This window comes from Ancalomicrobiaceae bacterium S20 (assembly GCA_040269895.1).
GTDB lineage: Bacteria > Pseudomonadota > Alphaproteobacteria > Rhizobiales > Ancalomicrobiaceae > Methyloraptor > Methyloraptor flagellatus.
Genome location: CP158568.1, coordinates 1,748,880 through 1,770,529, shown reverse-complemented (window position 1 = coordinate 1,770,529; position 21,650 = coordinate 1,748,880). Strand labels below are relative to the sequence as shown.

Here is a 21,650-nt window from a genome sequence, read left to right as displayed (position 1 = left end):
GCTTGGGGTCTCTTGTGTTTTGCGTAACTCCAACGGTGGGCGGCATGCGCGGCAATGATCTGGGTTCGGGAGTGGCTCCGGGGCAACGGTCCGGTTCATTCGGCACTCCGGAGGCGACCGGTGCGCTTGCAACGGCTTCGAAAGCTTGTACAACACCCTCTACGGATCGAAGGATTCCGTATTTCGAAGCGCCTCGCGGCGTGACGAATTCAGGCGACGTGCCGGTTGGGGCGTCGACTGATCCAGGCGCATCGCTCGTCGATGCGACCGTGGAAGCCGGGGCCTCTCGTGGGGGAGCCGGATTGCGAGGCGTACCGCTCGGTGCGCCGAGGGGAATTTTGAAACAGGGCCCGGATTCGATGCGAGCTTTCGCGACTGTAGTTAAGAAGACCGCGCTCGCTGCCGTCTTCATGACCCTTGTCCCGGCAGGTGGCGCCGGCATCGACATTCTCGGTGTCAGCATTGCCAAGGCCGATTCGGTCTCCTCCGTGGTGGTGCGTGGCAACAAGCGGGTCGAGGCCGAGACGGTCCGGTCCTATGTCGCCGTCAAGCCGGGCCGGAGCTTCTCCGCCAAGGAGATCGACGACAGCCTCAAGGCGCTCTACGCGACCGACCTGTTCAGCGATGTGAAGATCTCCCGCGAGGGCGGCGCGCTCGCCGTGACCGTGGTCGAGAGCCCGCTGATCAACAAGGTCGCCTTCGAGGGCAACAAGCGTCTCACCGACGAGCAGCTCGGCACGGTGATCGAGTCGAAGGCGCGCGGCTTCCTGTCGAAATCCCGCGTGCAGTCGGACACCCAGCGCCTGCTCGAGGCCTATCGCCGCAACGGCCGCTTCCGCGCCGCTGTCGTGCCGAAGATCATCCAGCTGCCGGACAACCGCGTGAACCTCGTCTACGAGGTCGACGAGGGCGACAAGACCGCCGTGTCGCGCATCTCGTTCGTCGGCAATCACGCCTTCTCGTCGGGTCGCCTGCGCGACGTCATCAAGACGCGCGAAACCGGCCTGCTCGGCTGGCTGCGCACGACCGACACCTATGATCCGGATCGCCTGCAGTCGGACCAGGAGGCCCTGCGCCGCTACTACATGAAGAACGGCTACGCCGACTTCCGTGTGGTCTCCGCGACGGCCGACCTCGACCGCGAACGCAACATCTTCTTCGTGACCTTCACGGTCGACGAGGGCGATCAGTACACCTACGGCGACATCGACGTTCAGACGTCGCTCTCCGGCCTCGACACCGCCCGCCTGAAGAGCGCGGTCGGCACGCGGGCCGGCGGCGTCTACAGCGCCGAGGAAGTCGAGAAGACCATGGAAGCCCTCGTGCTTGAGGCGTCCAAGGCCGGCTACGCCTTCGCCCAGGTCCGTCCGCGCGCCACGCGCGACTACCAGGGTCACACGATCGCCATCACCTACTATGTCGAGGAAGGCCAGCGGGTCTACGTCGAGCGGATCAACGTGCGCGGCAACAACCGCACGCGTGAATATGTGGTCCGTCGCGAGTTCGATATGGCCGAGGGCGACGCCTACAATCGCGTCCTCGTCCAGAAGGCCGAGCGTCGCCTGAACCGCCTCGGCTTCTTCAAGAACGTCAAGATCGGCACCGAGCCCGGCAGCCAGCCCGACCGCGTGGTCGTGAACGTGGATGTCGAGGAACAGTCGACGGGCGAAATCGGCTTCGGCGCCGGTTACTCGACCACGGAAGGCGTGATCGGCGACGTCTCGTACTCCGATCGCAACTTCCTCGGCCGCGGCCAGTATATCAAGGCGGCGGTCCAGTACGGTCAGTATCAGCGCGGTTACGACTTCTCGTTTACCGAGCCGTACTTCCTCGGTCAGCGCATCTCGGCCGGCTTCGATCTCTATCACAAGCAGTATCTGGTCTCGACGTACCGGAACTACAACGAAGAGACGAACGGTGGCGCGGTCCGCTTCGGCCTGCCGATCACCGACAACCTGACCTTCGGCGCGAGCTACTCGCTCTATGCGCAGAAGATCTCGCTGCAGTCGTCCGACGTCGACATGAACTTCGACAACGGCGAAGCGTCGCTGGCCTACAAGACCTACGTCTGCCCGACCTATCCGGTCGGCTGCCCGGCGGATACGAGCAAGTGGAACCGTCAGGTCTGGGTCTCGATGCCGAGCATCAGCCTGACCTACAACTCGCTCGACAACATCCAATTCCCGCGTGACGGCTTCTACGCGAAGCTGCAGCAGGATTACGCGGGCGCCGGCGGCGACGTCGCCTTCATCCGCACGACCTTCGACGGCCGCTTCTACAAGGAGCTCAACGCCGATTGGGGTCTGGTCGGCATGCTGCGTGTCCGTGGTGGCAACATCTCGGGTCTCGGCAAGAACGTCCGCATCTTCGACAACTTCTTCATCGGCGGCGAAACCATCCGTGGCTTCGCGTCGATGGGCATCGGCCCGCGCGACATCACGCGGATCGGCAGCGCCGCCAACGGCTACACGTCGAACGAAGCGCTCGGTGCCAAGAACTACGTCGCCGGTTCGGCCGAACTCATGGCGCCGTTCCCGTTCACCCCGGAGGAGTTCGGTCTCTACACGGCCGTCTTCGCCGACGCGGGCACCGCCTGGGGCATCGACAAGGGCTCGCTGCCGGCGTCGGGCACGATCATCTCGGGCAAGTACAACGGCAACAACTTCTCCAACGGCTTCACCTACGTCGACGACAACACGATCCGGTCGTCGGTCGGCTTCGGTATCCTGTGGCGCTCGCCGTTCGGCCCGCTGCGCGCGGACTTCGCGGTTCCGGTCACGAAGTCGCGTTACGATCGCACCCAGGTGTTCCGCTTCTCGGGCGGCACCCAGTTCTGATCGCGAAACAGTGGAAGATCGAGGCCGCTACCCCTCGGGTGGCGGCCTTTTTCTATGACGGGACGTCGCCGACGGTGTAGGACGGGCGCTGCGACGGTGCGGCCGGGCCGAGGGGCCATAGCCGGTCCGTCGCGCCGCGCCCCGCCGGCGCCGCCGGCCCGGATCCGACCAGGGAGACGGGGTAGGCGTCGCATCCGGCCGGGCGACCAGCGCGCGCGGGCCGGGGCGCGCGAGATCGAGAAAGACGAAAGCCGCCGATGAGCGATCCGACCTTCTTTGCCAAGCCGAAGCCGGCGAGCCTCGCCGAAATCGCCTCCTGGACCGGCGCGCGCCTCGCCGAAGGCAACGCGGCCTATGTCCGCATCGAGGGCGTCGGGCCGCTCGATCTCGCCGGCCCCGGCGACCTGACCTTCCTCGACAACAAGAAATACCTCGGCGAACTCGCCGCGACCCGTGCCAGCGCCTGCCTGATCAATCCGCGCTTCGCCGACCGCGTGCCCGAGGGCGTCGTCGCGCTCGAGACCAACGAACCCTATCGCGCCTTCGCGACGGCGGTCGCTAAGCTCTACCCGGCCGCGATGCGGCTCGAAGGGCCTTCGGCGAGGCGGCGGGGACGATCGCGCCGGGCGCACATGTGCATCCCTCCGCCCGGCTCGAGCCGGGCGTGACGGTCGAGCCCGGCGCGGTGATCGGCGCGCGCGCCGAGATCGGCGCCGGCACGGTGATTGGCGCGGGCACGGTGATCGGTCACGACGTCCGCATCGGTCGCAACGGCTTCATTGCCTCGGGCGTCACGCTTCTTCATGCCCTGATCGGCAACCGGGTCATCATCCATTCCGGCGTGCGCGTCGGCCAGGACGGCTTCGGCTTTGCGATGGGGCCGAAAGGTCACTTGAAGGTGCCGCAGATCGGCCGGGTGGTGATCCAGGACGACGTGGAGATCGGCGCCAACACGACGATCGACCGCGGCGCCAACCGCGACACGGTGATCGGCGAGGGCACCAAGATCGACAACCTGGTGCAGATCGCCCACAACGTCACGATCGGCCGGCATTGCGTGATCGTATCGCAGTCCGGCATCAGCGGCTCGACCACGCTCGGCGACTTCGTCGTCGTCGCCGGCCAGGCCGGCATCACCGGTCATCTGAAGATCGGCAGCGGCGCGCAAGTCGGCGCCCAGGCCGGCGTCATGGGCGACGTGCCGGCCGGCGCGCGCATCGTCGGCTCGCCGGCGAAGCCCGTGCTGCAGTTCGCGCGCGAGATCGCGACCTTGAAGAAACTCGCCGCCCGCGATACGGGACCATCCGAAGACTGAAGACGATCGGTCGTCCGGAGCGCCAGCACGGCGGGCCGGCGACCGATGATCGAGAGAAAAGGGGACAGACCGCATGTCCGAAGCGCCGCCGAAGACGCTGGCAACGGCCGACATCCTGAAGATCCTGGAACTGCTGCCGCACCGCTATCCGTTCCTGATGGTCGATCGCATCATCGACATCGACGGCGACAACGCCGGCATCGGCATCAAGAACGTCACGTTCAACGAGCCGCAGTTCCTCGGCCACTTTCCCGGTCGGCCGGTGTTCCCCGGCGTGCTGCTGATCGAGGGCATGGCCCAGACCGCCGGCGCCATGTGCGTGGCCGCGACGGCGGAAGCCGGCCCGCCGAAGGTCGTCTACTTCATGACCATCGACAAGGTGAAGTTCCGCAAGCCCGTCGAGCCGGGTGACGTGGTTCACTACCACCTGACCAAGCTGAAGCAGCGGTCGAACATGTGGTGGTATCGCGGCGAGGCCAAGGTCGACGGCAAGACCGTCGCCGAGGCCGAGGTCAGCGCCATGCTGGTGCGCGACTGAGGCGATGCGGTGATCGCGGCGCCCGCACGGCCGCCGCCCGCACGGTCACAATCGGACACGCAATGTGATTTCCGGCGCGGAACCGGGGCCGCTAGATCGGACCTGTCGCCGCGCCTTCGAGGATTCGTATCTCCATGTCGAAAATCCACCCCTCCGCCGTGATCGAGGATGGCGCCGTTCTCGGCGCCGATGTCGTCGTCGGGCCGTTCTGCGTGGTGGGCAAGGACGTCGTCCTCGGCGACGGCGTCGAACTGGTCAGCCACGTGTCGCTCGCCGGCATCACCGAGATCGGCGCCGAGACCAAGGTCTACCCCTTCGCCTCGATCGGCCATCCGCCGCAGGATCTCAAGTTCAAGGGCGAACCGAGCAAGGTCGTGATCGGCCGGAAGACCGTCATTCGCGAACAGGTGACGATCAACCCCGGCACCGAGGGCGGCGGCATGATCACCTCCGTCGGCGATGGCTGCCTGATCATGGTCGGCGCCCATGTCGCGCACGACTGCCGCGTCGGCAATCACGTGATCCTGGTCAACAATGCGACCCTCGCGGGCCATGTGACGGTCGGCGATCATGCGATCCTCGGCGGCCTCTCGGCCGTGCACCAGTGGGTGCGCGTCGGCGAACACGCCTTCCTCGGCGGCCTCTCGGGTCTCGAGAGCGACTTGATCCCCTACGGCTCGGCGATCGGCGATCGCGCGCGGCTCGGCGGCCTGAACCTCGTCGGCTTGCGCCGCCGCGGCTTCGAGCGCGAGAGCATCCACAAGCTGCGCGCCGCCTATCGCATGCTGTTCTCGGACGAGGGCACGCTGATGGAGCGCGTCGAGGACGTCGCGACCATGTTCGGCGGCGAGCCGCTGGTCATGCAGGTGGTCGATTTCGTGCGCGGCGTCGGCGACCGCGGCCTCTGCGCGCCGCGCGCCACAGCCAAGGAAGTCTGATCCCGTGCCGGCGCGCGCTGCCCCGCCGGCCGAACCCTCCGTCGCGAACGGCGGCGCGCTCCCGCCGCTCGGCATCCTCGCCGGCGGCGGCGCGTTTCCGGCGCTGGTCGCGGCGAGCGTACAGGCCGAGGGCCGGCGCGTCGTGGTCGTCGCCATCGAGGACGAAGCCGATCTCGCCGCGCTCGCCGGCTTCGAGACCGTCCCGATCCGGCGCGGCCAGCTCGGCCGCTTCTTCCGGGCTTTGCGGCGGGCCGACGCGCGCGAGCTCGTGATGATCGGCGGCATGCGCCAGCGCCGCATGCCGCGCCTCTCCGAAATCGATCTCGGCGGTGTCTTTCAGGTGATCCGCCATTGGCACCTGCTGACGCGCGGCGACGACGGCGTCCTGCGTCGGATCGCACGCATCATCGAGGCCGAGGGTTTTCGCGTCCTGTCGATCGCCGACGTCGCGCCCGGCCTGTTGGCGCCGGCCGGCCCGCTCGGCCGTGTCGTGCCGACCGACGCCGCGCTCGCGGACATCGCCGTGGGGCTCGCCGCCGCGCGTGCGCCTCGGCCGTCGCGACAAGGGGCAGGGCGTCGTGGTCGCGGCCGGCCGCGTGGTCGCCGAAGAAGGCCCCGATGGCACCGACGCGATGCTGGCGCGCGTCGCGGCCGCCGGTACGGCGCAGGGCGGCGTGCTGGTCAAGGCGATGAAGCCGACGCAGGATCCCCGTCTCGACCTGCCGGCGATCGGGCCGGACACCGTTGCCAATGCCCATGCCGCCGGCCTCGCCGGCGTTGCGGTCGAAACCGGCCGCGCGATCGTCGCCCATCGCGGCGCGACGATCGCGGCGGCCGATGCGGCGGCACTGTTCGTCTATGGGACCGCTGGCGATGGCGAGGCCTCGGGGTCCGCAGGCCGACACGGGCCGGAAGCCGGTGAGGGCGCGCCATGACCGATTTCGACGCGATCGCCTCCGGTGACGGGATGACTCCGGCGGGCGGCCGTACGCCCCGCATTTTCATCGTCGCCGGCGAGAGCTCCGGCGACGCGCTCGGTGCTGCGCTGATGCAGGGCCTGCGCGCGCGGCTCGGCGCTGTTGATTTCGTCGGCGTTGGTGGTCCGGCGATGACGGCGGCCGGCCTCGCCAGCCTGTTCCCGATGAGCGACATCGCGGTCATGGGCATCGGCCCGGTGCTGGCGCGGCTGCCGACGATCTTCAACAGGATCAAGATCACCCGCGAGGCCGCGCTGGCGGCCCGGCCCGACGCGCTCGTGCTGATCGACAGCCCGGATTTCTGCCATCGCATCGCCGCGCCGCTCCGGGCCGCCATGCCGGATCTGCCGATCGTGCTCTATGTCTCGCCGACCGTCTGGGCCTGGCGGCCGGGCCGGGCGAAGAAGATCGCGGCCTTCACCGATCGCCTGCTGGCGCTCCTGCCGTTCGAGCCGGCGGCCCACGCGGTGCTCGGCGGCCCGCCAACGACTTACGTCGGCCATCCCTTCATCGAGAAGCGCGATCTGGTCCGCCCGGCGACGCCGCGCACCGCGCCGCTCGGCGCCGGGCGTCGGCCCCGCATCGTCGTGCTGCCCGGCAGCCGCACCGGCGAGATCCGCCGTTTGATGGCGCCGTTCGGCGCCGCGCTCGGCCTGTTGCGCGATCGGATCGGGCCGTTCGACCTCACGCTGCCCGCCGTCGACCATGTCCGGCCGGCGATCGAGGCGGCCGTCGCCGGCTGGCCGGTCGCGCCGACGCTGGTCGCCGGCGAAGCGGCCAAATTCGAGGCGTTCCGGACTGCCGATGCCGCGCTGGCGGCCTCCGGCACCGTGACGCTCGAACTGGCGCTCGCCGGCCTTCCGACGGTCGCGGCCTACAAGCTCGACGCGCTCGGTCGCGTGGTGAAGCGCTTCCTCGATATCCCCGAACCGGTCCGGCCGCTCTTGAAAGTGCGCTCGGCGATCCTGCCGAACCTGATCGTCGGCGAGAAGGCCGTGCCGGAATTCATCGACGAGGATTGCACGCCGGAAAATCTCGCCGGCGCGCTCGCCGCGCTGCTGCGCGACAGCCCGGAGCGGCGCGCGCAGATCGATGCCTTCGCGCGCCTCGAGGCGGTGATGGCCTTGCCCGGCGGTCGTTCGCCCTCGGATGTGGCCGCCGAGGCAGTCGTCGCGACCATGGCGCAGCGCCGGAATTTGCTGCCGAAGCCCTGACCGGACGCCGAGCCCGTGCACACGGGACCGATCACCCGGCCTTCAGCAGCCGCACGCCCTCGTCGCGCTCGAACAGATAGAGCAGCACGCGCAGCTCCGCGCCGCGTGGGCTCGCGAGATCGGGATCGCGCGCGAGGATCAGCCGGGCGTCGTCGCGCGCGGTCTCCATCATCTCGGCGTGGAGGTCGAGCCTGGCGAGCTTGAAGCCGGGCAGGCCCGACTGCCGGGTGCCGAGCACCTCGCCGCCGCCGCGCAGCTTCAGGTCCTCCTCGGCGATCCGGAAGCCATCTTCCGTCTCGCGCATGATCTCGAGCCGCGCGCGGGCGACCTCGCCGAGCGGGCCCTTGTACACGAGCAGGCACGTTGATGCGGCCTTGCCGCGGCCGACCCGGCCGCGCAGCTGGTGGAGCTGGGCGAGGCCGAAGCGCTCGGCATGTTCGATCACCATGATCGTGGCGTCCGGCACGTCGACGCCGACTTCGATGACGGTGGTGGCAACGAGCAAGCGCGTGCGCCCCTCCTGGAAGTCGCGCATTGCGGCATCCTTCTCGGCCGGCTTCAGGCGGCCGTGGACGAGGCCGACGATCGGCCCGAGCGTGCGGGTCAGATCGCCGAAGCGCTCCTCGGCCGCGGCGAGGTCGATCTGCTCGGACTCCTCCACCAGCGGCGATACCCAATAGACCTTGGCGCCCTCGGCGATCTTGCGCTTCAGACCCTCGACCACCTCGCCGATGCGCTCGGCCGAGACCAGCCGCGTATCGATCGGCTGCCGACCCGCCGGCTTCTCGGTCAGGCGCGAGGCATCGACGTCGCCGAAGGCCGAGAGCAGGAGCGTGCGCGGGATCGGCGTCGCGGTCATGATCAGCAGGTCGGTGCCGCGGCCCTTGGCCGCGAGCGCGAGCCGCTGGTGCACGCCGAACCGGTGTTGTTCGTCGATGATCGCGAGCGCGAGGTCGGCGAAGACGACGTCGTCCTGGAACAACGCATGCGTGCCGACCAGGAGGCCGATCGAGCCGTCCGCGAGCCCTTCGAGGATGCGCGCGCGCTCCTTGCCCTTCTCGCGGCCGGTCAGCACCGCAAAGCCGATGCCGGCGGCCTCGGCGAGCGGTTGCAGCGTGCGGGCGTGCTGGCGGGCAAGCAACTCGGTCGGTGCCATCAGCGCCGCCTGACCGCCGGTCTCGCAGGCCGTGGCGGCGGCGAGCATGGCGACGACGGTCTTGCCGGCGCCGACGTCGCCTTGCAGGAGCCGCAACATGCGCACGGGCTGCCCCATGTCGGCGCGGATCTCCTCGACCGCGCGCGTCTGCGATCCGGTCAGGGAGAAGGGCAGGGCGCCGAGAACCTTCTCGGACAAGGCGCCCGTGCCGATCCGCGGCGCCTTCGCCCCGCGCCGGACCTCCGCGCGCACCAGCGCCAGCGCCAGCTGGCTGGCGAGCAGTTCGTCATAGGCGAGGCGGGCCAGCGCGGTCGCTTGCGGCTCGGCCTCGATCGCGCCTTCCGGCCTGTGCAAGGTTTTCAGCGCATCGAGAAAGCCCGGCCAGCGCTTGCGCGCGATCCAGTCCGGCTCCTGCCATTCCGGCAGCACCGGCACCTTGTCGAGCGCCGCGACCGCCGCGCGGCCGACCGCGCGCAATGACAGGCCCTCGGTCAGGCCATAGACCGGCTCGACCAGCGGCAGCGAGCCGAACTCCTCCGGCGCGACGACATGGTCCGGATGCACCATCTGCGGCGCGCCGTTGAACCATTCGACCTTGCCGGACACCCAGCGCCGCTCGCCCTCGGGCAGGATCTTCTGCAGCCAGTCGGCGCGCGCGTTGAAGAACACGAGCGCGATCTCGCCGGTGTCGTCATGGGCATAGACCCGGTAGGGCAGGCGCGTGCCGCGGCGGCGGCCTTGTGCCGGTCGACGCGCACGTCGAGCGTCACGATCGCGCCCTCGGCCGCGCGCGCGACGCCGGGCTGATTGCGCCGGTCGATCAGCCCGGTCGGCAGGTGGAACAGGAGATCGACCACCCGCGCCGGCCGTCCGTCGCCGCCGAACAGCCGCGCGAAATGCGCCGCGGTCTTCGGGCCGACGCCCGGCAGACCTTCGAGGCCGGCGAAATAGGGGTTCAGGATCTCGGGGCGCATGGGGTATGGGGCACTGGATTCGATCGGGCGACCAACTTAGCCGGGTCAGGCCATCGGAGCTACGGAAACGGCAGCCTTGATAACCCCCGAGGCGACAGGCACACTGCACGGCGGAGGATTGGTGCCATGACGATCAACGTCGATCTGGGCAAGCTCGAAGGCTTCGTCGCAGAACTGGTGCGTTCCGGCCGGTACGGGTCGGAAGCCGAAGTGGTCACCGAAGCGTTGCGCCTGCTGCAGGCCCAAGAGCACAAGCTCGCGGCCTTGGACGAGGCGATCGCCCGCGGAATCGCAGATGCCGACGCCGGTCGTGTAAAGCCGGCCGAAGAGGTTTTGGCGCGGCTCGCAGCGAAGTACTCGGCGATGACGCGCGGCATACGATGATCGTCGTCATTACCGAGGCGGCCGAGCGGGAGCTCGAGCGCATTTCGGACTGGATCGCCGCCGATAACCCGCATCGCGCAGAGACATTCGTGCGCGAACTCGTCGAGAAGTGCCTGAGGATCGCCGATACGCCACGCGGCTACGAGGTCGTCCCGCGCTTCGCCGCGCTCGGTCTCCGACGACGGACGTACGGCAACTACTTGATCTTCTATCGGATCAGGGAAGCCATCGAGATCGTCCACGTTCTGCATGCGGCCCAGGATTGGGAAGCGATCCTGGAGCGTGACCTCTGACGTTCGCCTCGAACTTGCGGGCGCCCATAACCAAAACTCCCCCTGACATGCGCACGATACCGCGCTAGATAGTCGGCGAACCGACGTCGCTCGCCCGAGCCACGGCGGAGATCGGCTATTACGCGCGACGTCTCCGGAGACCGTCCCATGACCGGCACCACCCGTTCGACCGCTGGCCTCGAGCCCCGTCGCAAGAAGGCGCTCTATCGCGCCTGGCACCGCGGTACCAAGGAGATGGACCTCGTGCTCGGGCCCTATGCCGACGCTCATATCGGCGATCTCTCGGACGCGGACCTCGACGCGTTCGAGCGCCTGCTCGACCTGCCCGACGTCGACCTGTTCGGCTGGATGACCAATCCCGCGACCATGCCGACCGCGCACGCGACCCCGCTCGTCGAGCGGATCCGCACCTTCCACCTCGACGGCCTGGGGCAGACGCGTCCGTGAAGAGTTTCAAGGGACTGTTCGACCGCGCCGCCTACGTCACGCTGTCGAGCGTGCCGGACGGGCTCGAGGCGCTCGTGCTCGGCGATCTCGCCCGCGCGCTCGGGGCGCGCGACGGCAAGCCGGCGGTGCTGTTCGTCGCCCGCGACGGCACGCGCATGGCGATGCTCGAACAGGCGCTCGGCTTCTTCGCGCCGGACATCGCGGTCCTGTCCCTGCCGTCCTGGGACTGCCAGCCCTATGACCGCGTCTCGCCGAACCCGGTGATCGTCGCCCGGCGCATGACCGCGCTGTCGCACCTGGCGCGGCCGCGCGAGCGGACGAAGCCGCTCGTCGTGCTGACCACGATCAACGCCAGCCTCCAGCGCGTGCCGGCGAAGTCGCTGATCGCGGGCGAGACTTTTGCGGCGGCCCCCGGCAACCGCATCGACATGGCCGAGCTGACCCGCTGGCTGGAGAACAACGGTTTCGAGCGCACCGCCACCGTCCGCGACACCGGCGAATACGCCGTGCGCGGCGGCATTCTCGATCTCTATGCGCCGGGCACCGAGGCGCCGGTCCGGCTCGACTTCTTCGGCGACACGCTGGAATCGATCCGCCGTTTTGATCCGGAGAGCCAGCGCTCGACCGGCACGCTGAAGAAGCTCGAATGGGTGCCGATGAGCGAAGTGACGCTCACGCCCGAGAACATCTCGCGCTTCCGGCGCAACTATGTCGCCGCCTTCGGCGCGACGACGCGCGACGACGCACTCTATGCCGCGATCTCCGACGGCCGGCGCTATGCCGGCATGGAACACTGGCTGCCGCTGTTCCACGACCGGCTCGACACGGTGTTCGACTATTGCGACGGCGCGGTCGTCATGACCGATCCGCTCGCGACCGAGGCGCTCGACGAACGCCTCGCCATGATCGCCGATCACTACGACAATCGCCGCGAGGCGCTGGCGCAGCCCTCGGCGGGCGCCGTCCCTTACAAGCCGATCGAGCCGGCGCGGCTCTATCTCACCAAGGACGAGTGGACGAGCCGGCTCGCCGACCTCAAGACCGCCGAGGTCACGCCCTTCGCGCGGCCGGACGGCGCGGGCCCGGCACGATTGTCGACCTCGGCGGCCGCGGCGGCCGCAGCTTCGCGGCCGAGCGGGCGGCGGGCGACGTCAATGTCTTCGATGCGGTGCTCGCCCATGTCGCGAGCCTGCGCGAGGCCAAGAAGCGCGTGCTGATCGCCGGCTGGTCGGACGGCGCGCTCGATCGCCTGACCCAGGTGCTCGCCGACCACGGCCTGAAGAACACCGCGGTCGTGAAGACCTATCCCGAAAGCCTCGCGCTCGGTCACGGCGTGGTCGGCCTCGGCGTCGTCGGGCTGGAGACCGGCTTCGAGGTCGACGATCTCGCCGTCATCGCCGAGCAGGACATCCTCGGCGACCGCCTGATCCGCCAGAAGCGCAAGCGCTCGAAGGGTTCGGACTTCCTGACCGAGGTCGCCGGCCTCTCGGAAGGCGACCTCGTGGTCCATGTCGACCACGGCATCGGCCGCTTCACCGGCCTGAAGACCATCACCGCAGCCGGCGCGCCGCACGATTGCTTGGAACTGCAATACGCCGGCGGCGACAAGCTCTATCTGCCGGTCGAGAACATCGAGCTCCTGTCGCGCTACGGTTCGGACGAGACCGACGCCCAGCTCGACAAGCTCGGCGGCGTCGCCTGGCAGGCGCGCAAGGCCAAGATGAAGAAGCGCATCCGCGAGATCGCGGACGCGCTGATCAAGACCGCCGCCGCGCGTCTCCTGAAGACCGCGACCGCGATCAGCCCGCCGGAAGGGCTCTACGACGAGTTCGCCGCGCGCTTCCCCTACGACGAGACCGAGGATCAGCTGAACGCGATCCAGTCGGTGTTCGAGGACCTCAACTCCGGCCGGCCGATGGACCGGCTGGTCTGCGGCGACGTCGGTTTCGGCAAGACCGAAGTGGCGCTGCGCGCCGCCTTCGCGGTCGCGGCCTCCGGCAAGCAGGTCGCGGTCGTCGTGCCGACCACGCTGCTCGCCCGCCAGCATTTCCGCACCTTCCAGGAGCGGTTCCGCGGCATGCCGTTCCGCATCGAACAGGCCTCGCGGCTCGTCTCGGCGCAGGATCTCGCGAAGACCAAGCAGGGCCTCAAGGACGGGCAGGTCGACATCGTCGTCGGCACCCATGCGCTGCTCGGCAAGGGCGTCGACTTCCGCGACCTCGGGCTCCTGATCATCGACGAGGAGCAGCACTTCGGCGTGAAGCACAAGGAGCGGCTGAAGGAACTGCGCGCCGACGTCCACGTGCTGACCCTGACCGCGACGCCGATCCCGCGCACGCTGCAGTCGGCGCTGACGGGCCTGCGCGAACTGTCGATCATCGCGACGCCGCCGGTCGACCGTCTGGCTGTCCGCACCTTCATCGCGCCATTCGACCCGCTGACGATCCGCGAGGCGCTGCTGCGCGAGCACTATCGCGGCGGACAGTCGTTCTTCGTCGTGCCACGCGTGTCGGACCTCGCGGAGATGCGCGAGTTCCTGACGGCGACCGTGCCGGAGGTTAAGGTCGCGGTCGCGCACGGCCAGATGGCCTCGACCGAACTCGAGGACGTCATGAACGCCTTCTACGAGGGCAAGTACGACGTGCTCCTGTCGACCACGATCGTCGAGTCCGGCCTCGACATTCCGACCGCGAACACGCTGATCGTGCATCGCGCCGACATGTTCGGTCTGGCGCAGCTCTATCAGCTGCGCGGCCGCGTCGGCCGATCGAAGCTCCGCGCCTATGCGCTGTTGACCACGCCGGCCGAGCGCAAGATGACCACCGGTGCCGAGCGCCGGCTCAAGGTCTTGCAGTCGCTCGACAGCCTCGGTGCCGGCTTCCAGCTCGCAAGCCACGACCTCGACATCCGCGGCGCCGGCAATCTGCTCGGCGAGGAACAGTCCGGCCACATCCGCGAGGTCGGCTACGAGCTCTATCAGCAGATGCTCGAGGAGGCGGTCGCCTCGCTGAAATCGGGCGATACCGAGATGCCGGAGGACCAGTGGTCGCCGTCGATCACGGTCGGGACGCCGGTGATGATCCCGGAGACCTATGTCGCCGATCTGCAATTGCGGCTCGGCCTCTACAAGCGCCTCGCCGATCTCAATACGCCCGAGGAGATCGACGGCTTCGGCGCCGAGCTGATCGACCGCTTCGGCCCGCTGCCGGAGGAGGTCGAGCACCTCCTGAAGATCGTCTACGTGAAGGCGCTGTGCCGGCGGGCCAATGTCGAGAAGATCGACGCCGGCCCGAAGGGCATCGTCATCGCCTTCCGCAACAACTACTTCGCCAACGCGGCCGGGCTCGTCCGCTACATCGGCGAGCAGGGCAGCCTGGCGAAGATCCGGCCGGACCAGAAGATCGTGCTGACCCGCGACTGGCCGCAACCGGAGGCGCGGCTCAAGGGCGCGGCGGTGATCCTCGCCCAGCTCGTGAAGATCGCCGAGACCACGGATTCGGGCGCCCCGGTCGTGCCGCCGCCGAACGCCGGCACCAAGGGCAACCTCAAGCTCGAACCGACCCCGCCGCCGCCGCCACCGCCGCAGACCCGGCGCGGGCGCTATCCGTCGCTTCAGTCGATCGGCAAGCGGCGGTTCTGAGCCGTACCCGCGACCCCGGCATTCGGGACGCCCTTCAGCAACCGCCCGGGCAGATCTTGATCGCCGGCGGGGCTGGAACCACCGCCGGCGGGATGGTCGGCACCACGCGGTTCGGTACGGCCGGCGCGGTGCCGAACCGCTCCAACTGCTGACCGGGGCCGGGGCCGCCCTGCCACTCGACGCCCCGATTCGGGCTGTAGACGCGCGAGCCGTAGGCATCGCCCTCCGGCGTGCCCTCGGCCGGCTCGAACCGCCAGCCGCCGCGCTCCATCGAATAGATCCAGCGGCCGGCCACCGGAGGGTCGGCGGCGGCAGGCGTCGCGGCGACGGCCGCGAGCAGCGTTGCGGCCGCAAGGCAGACCGCGAGCGCCAGCGACCTCGATCGACCGGAGCGATGCGACCAACGGTTCGAACCCATGACGTCTCCTCGTAGTTTCCTCGGCCGGACGGGGTCGAGGCCGGGATCGGCACCGCTCTGGCCACGTCTTGCAGACCCGCCATCAGTCAGGGGCGCGGCGGCCGTCTCCTGTGCGAACATGTCCGGTGCGAACATCTCCGACGCGGCGATGACCGTGGAACGGCATTCCGCAAACGCGGGCACCTCATAGCGCGGCCGCGTGCCCGGCGTCTCCCACCCGATATCGGTCCATGACCCGGCCCCGGAAAGGTCCGTAGTGCCACCGTTCGCGCGAAGGTGACTTTTCGCTATCCGCGGCCATGCCCTATAGGAGCCCCACGGAGATCGCGAGGCGCGATGCCGTTCGCCCGGACGCGCCGGGCGATGCGACCGGTGAGAAGCACCCGAAGGGACACGAGATCCGACGATGAACGACAGCGTGACCCTCCTCGGCGCCTTCAGCGCGGGCGTGATCTCCTTCGTGTCGCCTTGCGTGCTGCCGCTGGTGCCGCCCTATCTCGCCTTCATGGCCGGCGTCAGCCTGGACGAACTCTCCGAGACGCGCGGCCTGCATGCGGCACGCATCCGCGTGATCCTGTCGGCGCTGTGCTTCGTGCTCGGCTTCTCCACCGTGTTCGTGCTGCTCGGCGCGACCGCCTCGGTGCTCGGGCAGGTCGTGCGCCAGTATCTCGATGTGCTCGGCTGGATCGCCGGCGCGGCGATCATCGTGATGGGGCTGCATTTTCTCGGCGTGTTCCGGATCGCGCTGCTCTATCGCGAGGCGCGTTTTCAGGCCGGGGCGCGGCAGAGCGCCGGCCCGCTCGGCGCCTATGTGATCGGGCTCGCCTTCGGCTTCGGCTGGACGCCGTGCATCGGCCCGGTGCTGGCCGCGATTCTCGCCGTGGCCGGCAGCCGCGACACGGTCGGGCAGGGCGCGCTCATGCTGGCGGTCTATTCGCTCGGCCTCGGCGTGCCGTTCCTGATCGCGGCACTGTTCTCGCAGCCGTTCATGAGCGTGATGGTCCGTTTCCGCCGCCATCTCGGCAAGGTCGAGAAGGGCATGGGCGTGCTCCTGGTCGTGACCGGCGTCATGTTCCTGACCGGCCAGATCGAGCGCATCGCCTTCTGGCTCTTGGAAACCTTCCCGGCCTTTTCGAACCTCGGCTGATCGGCCCGCACCGCGAACGCAGGGACGCGCCTGGCGGCCCGCGCAAGGCGCGGCGACGGCAACCATGCGCGCGTCGCCGTACGCCGCCCTCCGCACGCTCCATCGATGAAGGGGCCGGGACGCGTGTCCTCAGCGGATCGGCTGGCCGATGAAGGTGCCGGCCGAGCAGGAGAACCCGGCCGTCTTGAACCGCGCACAGGCCTTGGCCGCATCGGCCGAGTTGGCGTAGGGGCCGGCGACGAGGCGGATCTCCGTGCCGTCCTTGGTCTCCTTGATCTGCGCCAGCGCACCGATGCCGTTCGTGGCCTCGGCATGACGCTTCTCCAGATCGACCCAGGTCCGTTTCAGGCCGGCGAGCGACTTGTACGATCCGAGATCGACGGCGATCGGTCCTTCGGCGCCGCCGCCGGCCGCCGGTGCTGCGGCCTGGAGTGCGAGGGCCTGTCCGGCCGGCGCCTGGGCGGTCGCCGTCTGAACGGGTGCAGCCTGCGCGGAAGGGGCCTGAGCGGAAGGTGCTTGGGCGGAGGGTGCCTGGGCGGAAGCCACGGCTGTCTGAAGCGTGTCCGCGCGCGCCGCCGGCGCAGGTGAGGCCTTGGCCGCGGCATCGGCTGCGACGGAGGCTTCGGTCGGTTTCGGGCCGGCGAGATCGGCCGGCTTCGGCATCGGGATCGCGAAGGTGACCGGCTTCGGCTCGTTGCTGATCGGCTTGTCGATGCCGCCGTTGGCCTTGTCCATCAGCGACTTCATGTCGTCGTCGACCGAGGTGACCGGCTGCAACGGCACTTGCACCGGCACCGGCTTCACCGGCATCGGCGGTTTCGCCACCGTGCCGGTCGACGTCATGTCGACACCGCGCGCGCCTTGCGGCGGCTGCGCGTTGCCCTGACCGACCGAGACCGACAAGGGCGGCCGAGCGGGCGGCTGGTCCGCCTGCGCGACCTGAACCGGCCGTTCCTCGGCGGCGGCAGCCGCGCGTGCGCGGCGACCTCGCGTTCGGCCTGCAGGATCCGGTCCGCCGCGGCGAGACGATCGGCGGCGGCGCGCGTGGCGGGATCGGCGGCGGCGAGCGGCGCGGCCGTGCCGGTCCCGAGCCGCGCCTGCGGCCCCGTGCCGTCGCCACGTCCCCGCTTCGAGCTTGTCGAGCCGGTCCTCGACCGTCGCGAGCCGGCGCGAGAGCTGCTCGAAGGCGCCCGAGGGCAGGCCGGCGGTCGTGCCCTGCTGCACCTTCTTCTGCAGCTCGCGAATGTCGGCGCGCAGTGCCTCGAAATCCTGGATCGACGCCGCCTGGCCGTCGGCCGGGAGAACCTGCGGCGCGGGCCGCGCTGCACGCCCCGACGCATCGCCGGACGCCCGGGCGATCGAACCGGTGGTCTCCGCCGGATCGCCGAGTGGCGCGGCGCGCGCGATGAGATCGCCACCCGCGATCGAGCGGGCGGGCGCGAACTGCCAAGCGCCGACCGCGCCGACGGTCGCGAGCACGGCCACGAATCCCCAGCCCGCGAGCGCGAGCCCGGTCGTGCGGCGGTCTTCGTCTTCGATCAGTTCACTCAAGGCACTGCGGGTATCCGCCACGGCTCCGGCTCCGGCCATGCGTCTGGGAATCATGATGGATCACGATAGCACCCGCGCGAAGACTTTTGCGTGGCGAAGGGTGCGGGTCCTCGCCCGGTGCGGCCGAAAAGGCACGCTTTCCCAAAGGGCGGGCTCGCCGGCCGCGGCGGGCGGCCGTCCGGGGCGACCGTTGCGCTTGACGGCGCCGGTTCGGCATGGTCTTCCGCGCAGCCGAGGCACCGCCGCGGCGGCAGGCCGGCGGTCCCGGCGCTCCGGGCCGCGCATTTGCGGTGCGAAGGGCGGAGGAGCCGATGGCTGAGCGTTCCTGTCTGATGATCGTGCTCGCGGCGGGCGAGGGACGCGGATGAAGTCCGCCCTGCCCAAGGTGCTGCACGAGATCGCCGGTCGGCCGATGGTCGGGCATGTGATCGCGGCGGCGCAGGCCGCGGGCGCGGACAGCCTCGCCGCCGTGATCGGTCCGAACGCGAGCGCCGTCGAGAAGACCGTGCGCGCCGCCGCGCCGGCGGCCGGCGTCTTCGTTCAGACCGACCGGCTCGGCACCGCCCATGCGGTGCTCCAGGCGCGCACCGCCATCGAGGCCGGCGTAGACGACGTCATTGTCCTCTATGGCGACACGCCGCTAGTCACGCCCGAGACCCTGCGCGGCGTGCGCGATCGGCTTGCCGGCGGCGCCCATGTCGTGGTGCTCGGCTTCCGCACGCCGACGCCAACCGGCTACGGCCGGCTCCTGACCGAGGGCGGCCGGCTCGTCGCCATCCGCGAGGAAAAGGACGCCAGCGCCGCCGAGAAGGCGATCGACTTCTGCAATTCCGGCATCATGGGCTTCCGCGGCGCCGGCCTGCTGTCGATCCTCGACGCGATCGGCAACGCCAATGCCAAGGGCGAGTACTATCTGACCGATGCGGTCGAGATCGCCACCGCGCGCGGGCTCCAGGCGGTCGCGGTCGAAGGCCCGGCCGAGGAGTTCCTCGGCGTCAACGATCGCGCCCAGCTCGCCGCCTGCGAGGCGGTGTTCCAGACCCGCGCCCGCACCCGTGCCATGGCCGCCGGCGTCACGCTGGTCGCGCCGGAGACCGTGTTCTTCGCCCATGACACGGTCATCGGTCGCGACGTGATCGTCGAGCCGAACGTCGTGTTCGGCCCCGGCGTCGCGATCGAGGCGGGCGCGCGCATCCGCGCCTTTTCCCATCTCGAAGGCGCCAAGGTCGCGGGCGGCGCAATCGTCGGCCCCTATTCGCGTCTGCGCCCGGGGGCCGACATCGGCGCCGACGCGCATGTCGGCAACTTCGTCGAGATCAAGAACGGCCGCATCGGCGATGGCGCCAAGGTCAACCACCTGACCTACATCGGCGATGCCGTGGTCGGCGCCAAGTCGAACATCGGCGCCGGCACGATCACCTGCAATTACGACGGCTTCGGCAAGTACCTGACCGAGATCGGCGCCGGCGCCTTCGTCGGCTCGAACTCGTCGCTGGTCGCCCCCGTCAAGATCGGCGACGGCGCCTATATCGGCTCCGGCAGCGTGATCACCGACGATGTGCCGGCCGATGCGCTGGCGATCGGTCGCGGCCGGCAGGTGGTCAAGGATGGCTGGGCGGCGACGTTCCGCGCCGCCAAGGCGGCCGAGGTGGCGGCGAAGAAGCGCGGATGAAAATCCGTGTCCGGTTCGGGCATCGGCCGGGCGTCGTCCGGCCTGCCTGTCAAACTCCGACACGGAATGTGATTTCGAGGCTTGCACGCGCTCGGCTACGTGTTTCGCCGCAGTGCTCGGAATGGGACGGCCGGGACCACATGGTCTCTCGGCGGATGTGACAAGCGGAAGGCACGCGGGTCGTTGAAGACCGGGCGGGCGTCGGCGATCGATCGATGAGAGGAAGACGGCTTCATGTGCGGCATCATTGGAATTCTCGGCAAGAGCTCGGTCGCCCACGAACTCGTCGATGCGCTGAAGCGTCTCGAATACCGCGGCTATGATTCCGCCGGCGTCGCCACGATCGAGCCGGACGGCACGTTCGCGCGCCGCCGCGCGGTCGGCAAGCTGCGCAATCTCGAGGCCGTGCTTAGCGAATCGCCGCTCGCCGGCGCGATCGGCATCGGCCACACCCGCTGGGCGACCCACGGCGGCGTCACCGAGAAGAACGCCCACCCGCACGCGACCGAGCGCGTCGCGGTCGTGCACAACGGCATCATCGAGAACTTCCGCGAGCTGAAGACCTTCCTGATCGGCGCCGGCCACGAGTTCAAGTCGGAGACCGACACCGAGGTCGTCGCGCATCTGGTCACGCGCTATCTCGACGAAGGGCTGCCGCCCAAGGAGGCCGTCGCCGCGACGCTGAAGCTGCTGACCGGCGCCTACGCGCTGCTGTTCCTGTTTCCGACCGACGGCGATCTCCTGATCGGCGCCCGCTCCGGCCCGCCGCTCGCGATCGGCTGGGGCGACGGCGAGATGTATTTCGGCTCGGATGCGATCGCGCTCGCCCCCTTCACCGACCGCGTCACCTATCTCGAAGACGGCGACTACGCCGTGCTGCATCGCTCGGGCGCGGCGATCTATGACGCCGCTGACAATCCGGTCCAGCGTCCGATGGTGATCTCCAACGCCGCCGCCTTCACGGTCGATCGCGGCAACTATCGGCACTTCATGGCCAAGGAGATCCACGAGCAGCCCGAGGTGATCGGCCATACGCTCGGCCACTACCTCGACCTGACCGCCGGCCGCACGCGCCTGCCCGAGGCGAGCGGCCCCCGTGCCAGCGTCGGTGTCGGCGGGGTCGACTGGGCTTCGCTCGACCGCATCACCATCTCGGCCTGCGGCACCGCCTACTACGCGGGCCTGGTCGCCAAGTACTGGTTCGAGCGGATCGCGCGCATCGGCGTCGATATCGACGTCGCCTCCGAGTTCCGCTACCGCGAGGCGCCGCTGCCGGAGAAGGGCCTGGCGCTGTTCGTCTCGCAGTCGGGCGAGACCGCCGATACGCTCGCCTCGCTGCGCTACTGCAAGCAGCACGGCCAGACCATCGGCGCGGTCGTCAACGTGCCGGCCTCGAGCATCGGCCGCGAGGCCGACATCGTGTTCCCGACGCTCGCCGGCGCCGAGATCGGCGTCGCCTCGACCAAGGCTTTCACCTGCCAGCTCTCGGTGCTCGCCGCGCTGGCGGTCGCCGCCGGTCGGGCGCGCGGCGCCATCAACGAGGCCGAGGAACAGGCGCTGGTCGCCGAACTCGCCGCCGTGCCGCGCCTCGTCACCGAGGCGCTGCGGCTCGAACTGACGATCGAGCGGCTGGCCAAGCGCATCTCGAAGGCCAAGGACGTGCTCTATCTCGGCCGCGGCACCAGCTTCCCGCTCGCGCTCGAGGGCGCGCTTAAGCTCAAGGAGATCTCCTACATCCACGCTGAGGGCTATGCCGCAGGCGAGCTGAAGCACGGCCCGATCGCGCTGATCGACGAGACCATGCCGGTCGTGGTGATCGCGCCGCACGACCGGCTCTACGAGAAGACCGTCTCGAACATGCAGGAAGTCGCCGCCCGCGGCGGCCGCATCATCCTGATCACCGACGAGGCCGGCGCCGAGGCGATCAGCCTCGAGGCGACCGAGACGATCGTGCTGCCGACCATGTCCGACCTGGTCGCCCCGATCGTCTACGCCGTACCGGTACAGCTGCTCGCCTACCACACGGCGGTGCTGATGGGCACGGACGTGGACCAGCCGCGCAACCTGGCGAAGTCGGTGACGGTGGAGTGAGGGAGAAGGGGACGAATGGCAGACCGGGTCTCGACCTGTGTCCGCCATGATCCTGAAT

The 21,650-nt window shown here is 69.4% G+C and carries 12 protein-coding genes and 5 pseudogenes; 14 read left to right on the top strand and 3 right to left on the bottom strand.

The annotated features are described in order from the left end of the window. Positions 1–359: 359 nt before the first annotated feature. From bamA to lpxB, 7 genes and pseudogenes are all read left to right on the top strand, one after another. The gene (gene bamA / locus ABS361_08175; protein ID XBY46189.1) at positions 360–2,837 is read left to right on the top strand and encodes an outer membrane protein assembly factor BamA; all 2,478 of its coding nucleotides are present in this window, start codon (positions 360–362) and stop codon (positions 2,835–2,837) included. 257 nt (positions 2,838–3,094) lie between these two features. Continuing rightward, positions 3,095–4,152 (top strand): annotated as a pseudogene (lpxD, locus tag ABS361_08170) (UDP-3-O-(3-hydroxymyristoyl)glucosamine N-acyltransferase). Positions 4,153–4,225: 73 nt separating this feature from the next. Then, positions 4,226–4,690 carry a 3-hydroxyacyl-ACP dehydratase FabZ gene (gene fabZ / locus ABS361_08165; protein ID XBY46188.1) on the top strand — a complete coding sequence of 155 codons (465 nt, stop codon included), beginning with the start codon at positions 4,226–4,228 and terminating at the stop codon, positions 4,688–4,690. Positions 4,691–4,824: 134 nt separating this feature from the next. After that, positions 4,825–5,628, top strand: a complete 804-nt coding sequence (gene lpxA, locus ABS361_08160; protein ID XBY46187.1) for an acyl-ACP--UDP-N-acetylglucosamine O-acyltransferase — start codon at positions 4,825–4,827, stop codon at positions 5,626–5,628. A 4-nt stretch (positions 5,629–5,632) separates the two neighbouring features. Beyond that, positions 5,633–6,028, top strand: a pseudogene (locus ABS361_08155) (hypothetical protein). 142 nt (positions 6,029–6,170) lie between these two features. Beyond that, positions 6,171–6,563 (top strand): UDP-2,3-diacylglucosamine diphosphatase LpxI, encoded by a 393-nt coding sequence (gene lpxI / locus ABS361_08150; GenBank protein ID XBY46186.1) that lies wholly within the window; start codon positions 6,171–6,173, stop codon positions 6,561–6,563. Next, on the top strand, positions 6,560–7,819 hold the full coding sequence (lpxB, locus tag ABS361_08145) for a lipid-A-disaccharide synthase (GenBank protein XBY46185.1): 1,260 nt from the start codon (positions 6,560–6,562) through the stop codon (positions 7,817–7,819). Before lpxI ends, lpxB begins: the two co-directional genes overlap by 4 nt. Positions 7,820–7,850: 31 nt before the next feature. Here the strand turns inward: lpxB and recG are convergent. Next, positions 7,851–9,949, bottom strand: a pseudogene (gene recG / locus ABS361_08140) (ATP-dependent DNA helicase RecG). A gap of 126 nt (positions 9,950–10,075) precedes the next feature. Here recG and ABS361_08135 point away from each other — a divergent pair. The 4 genes and pseudogenes from ABS361_08135 to mfd all read left to right on the top strand — a co-directional run bounded on the left by ABS361_08135 (position 10,076) and on the right by mfd (position 14,557). Then, positions 10,076–10,333, top strand: coding sequence for a type II toxin-antitoxin system ParD family antitoxin (locus tag ABS361_08135; GenBank protein ID XBY46184.1), 258 nt, complete (start codon positions 10,076–10,078; stop codon positions 10,331–10,333). Beyond that, complete coding sequence (locus ABS361_08130) at positions 10,330–10,626, top strand: type II toxin-antitoxin system RelE/ParE family toxin (GenBank protein ID XBY46183.1); 297 nt, start codon at positions 10,330–10,332, stop codon at positions 10,624–10,626. Before ABS361_08135 ends, ABS361_08130 begins: the two co-directional genes overlap by 4 nt. A gap of 147 nt (positions 10,627–10,773) precedes the next feature. Beyond that, on the top strand, positions 10,774–11,073 hold the full coding sequence (locus tag ABS361_08125; GenBank protein XBY46182.1) for a succinate dehydrogenase assembly factor 2: 300 nt from the start codon (positions 10,774–10,776) through the stop codon (positions 11,071–11,073). Then, positions 11,070–14,557 (top strand): annotated as a pseudogene (gene mfd / locus ABS361_08120) (transcription-repair coupling factor). The gene ABS361_08125 and the pseudogene mfd overlap by 4 nt, the downstream one beginning before the upstream one ends. A gap of 190 nt (positions 14,558–14,747) precedes the next feature. Here the strand turns inward: mfd and ABS361_08115 are convergent. Continuing rightward, a complete protein-coding gene (locus ABS361_08115; GenBank protein ID XBY46181.1) occupies positions 14,748–15,131 on the bottom strand; it encodes a hypothetical protein in 384 nt (127 codons plus the stop codon). 406 nt (positions 15,132–15,537) lie between these two features. Here ABS361_08115 and ABS361_08110 point away from each other — a divergent pair, with 406 nt between their 5' ends. Then, positions 15,538–16,278, top strand: coding sequence for a cytochrome c biogenesis protein CcdA (locus ABS361_08110; protein ID XBY46180.1), 741 nt, complete (start codon positions 15,538–15,540; stop codon positions 16,276–16,278). A 129-nt stretch (positions 16,279–16,407) separates the two neighbouring features. On the opposite strand, the gene ABS361_08105 is transcribed toward ABS361_08110, so the two are convergent. Next, entirely contained in the window at positions 16,408–17,829 is a 1,422-nt protein-coding gene (locus ABS361_08105; protein XBY46179.1) for an SPOR domain-containing protein, read from the bottom strand. A 311-nt stretch (positions 17,830–18,140) separates the two neighbouring features. Between ABS361_08105 and glmU the strand changes: the two are divergent. After that, positions 18,141–19,501 (top strand): annotated as a pseudogene (glmU, locus tag ABS361_08100) (bifunctional UDP-N-acetylglucosamine diphosphorylase/glucosamine-1-phosphate N-acetyltransferase GlmU). 234 nt (positions 19,502–19,735) lie between these two features. Beyond that, positions 19,736–21,592 carry a glutamine--fructose-6-phosphate transaminase (isomerizing) gene (gene glmS / locus ABS361_08095; GenBank protein XBY46178.1) on the top strand — a complete coding sequence of 619 codons (1,857 nt, stop codon included), beginning with the start codon at positions 19,736–19,738 and terminating at the stop codon, positions 21,590–21,592. Positions 21,593–21,650: the final 58 nt, after the last annotated feature.

What these genes read in the sequence shown, in the direction of transcription:
- bamA (XBY46189.1), top strand. Translation starts at nt 360, where the DNA reads ATGCGAGCTTTCGCGACTGTAGTTAAGAAGACCGCGCTCGCTGCCGTC.
- fabZ (XBY46188.1), top strand. Translation starts at nt 4,226, where the DNA reads ATGTCCGAAGCGCCGCCGAAGACGCTGGCAACGGCCGACATCCTGAAG.
- lpxA (XBY46187.1), top strand. Translation starts at nt 4,825, where the DNA reads ATGTCGAAAATCCACCCCTCCGCCGTGATCGAGGATGGCGCCGTTCTC.
- lpxB (XBY46185.1), top strand. Translation starts at nt 6,560, where the DNA reads ATGACCGATTTCGACGCGATCGCCTCCGGTGACGGGATGACTCCGGCG.
- ABS361_08135 (XBY46184.1), top strand. Translation starts at nt 10,076, where the DNA reads ATGACGATCAACGTCGATCTGGGCAAGCTCGAAGGCTTCGTCGCAGAA.
- ABS361_08130 (XBY46183.1), top strand. Translation starts at nt 10,330, where the DNA reads ATGATCGTCGTCATTACCGAGGCGGCCGAGCGGGAGCTCGAGCGCATT.
- ABS361_08125 (XBY46182.1), top strand. Translation starts at nt 10,774, where the DNA reads ATGACCGGCACCACCCGTTCGACCGCTGGCCTCGAGCCCCGTCGCAAG.
- ABS361_08115 (XBY46181.1), bottom strand. Translation starts at nt 15,131, where the DNA reads ATGGGTTCGAACCGTTGGTCGCATCGCTCCGGTCGATCGAGGTCGCTG.
- ABS361_08110 (XBY46180.1), top strand. Translation starts at nt 15,538, where the DNA reads ATGAACGACAGCGTGACCCTCCTCGGCGCCTTCAGCGCGGGCGTGATC.
- glmS (XBY46178.1), top strand. Translation starts at nt 19,736, where the DNA reads ATGTGCGGCATCATTGGAATTCTCGGCAAGAGCTCGGTCGCCCACGAA.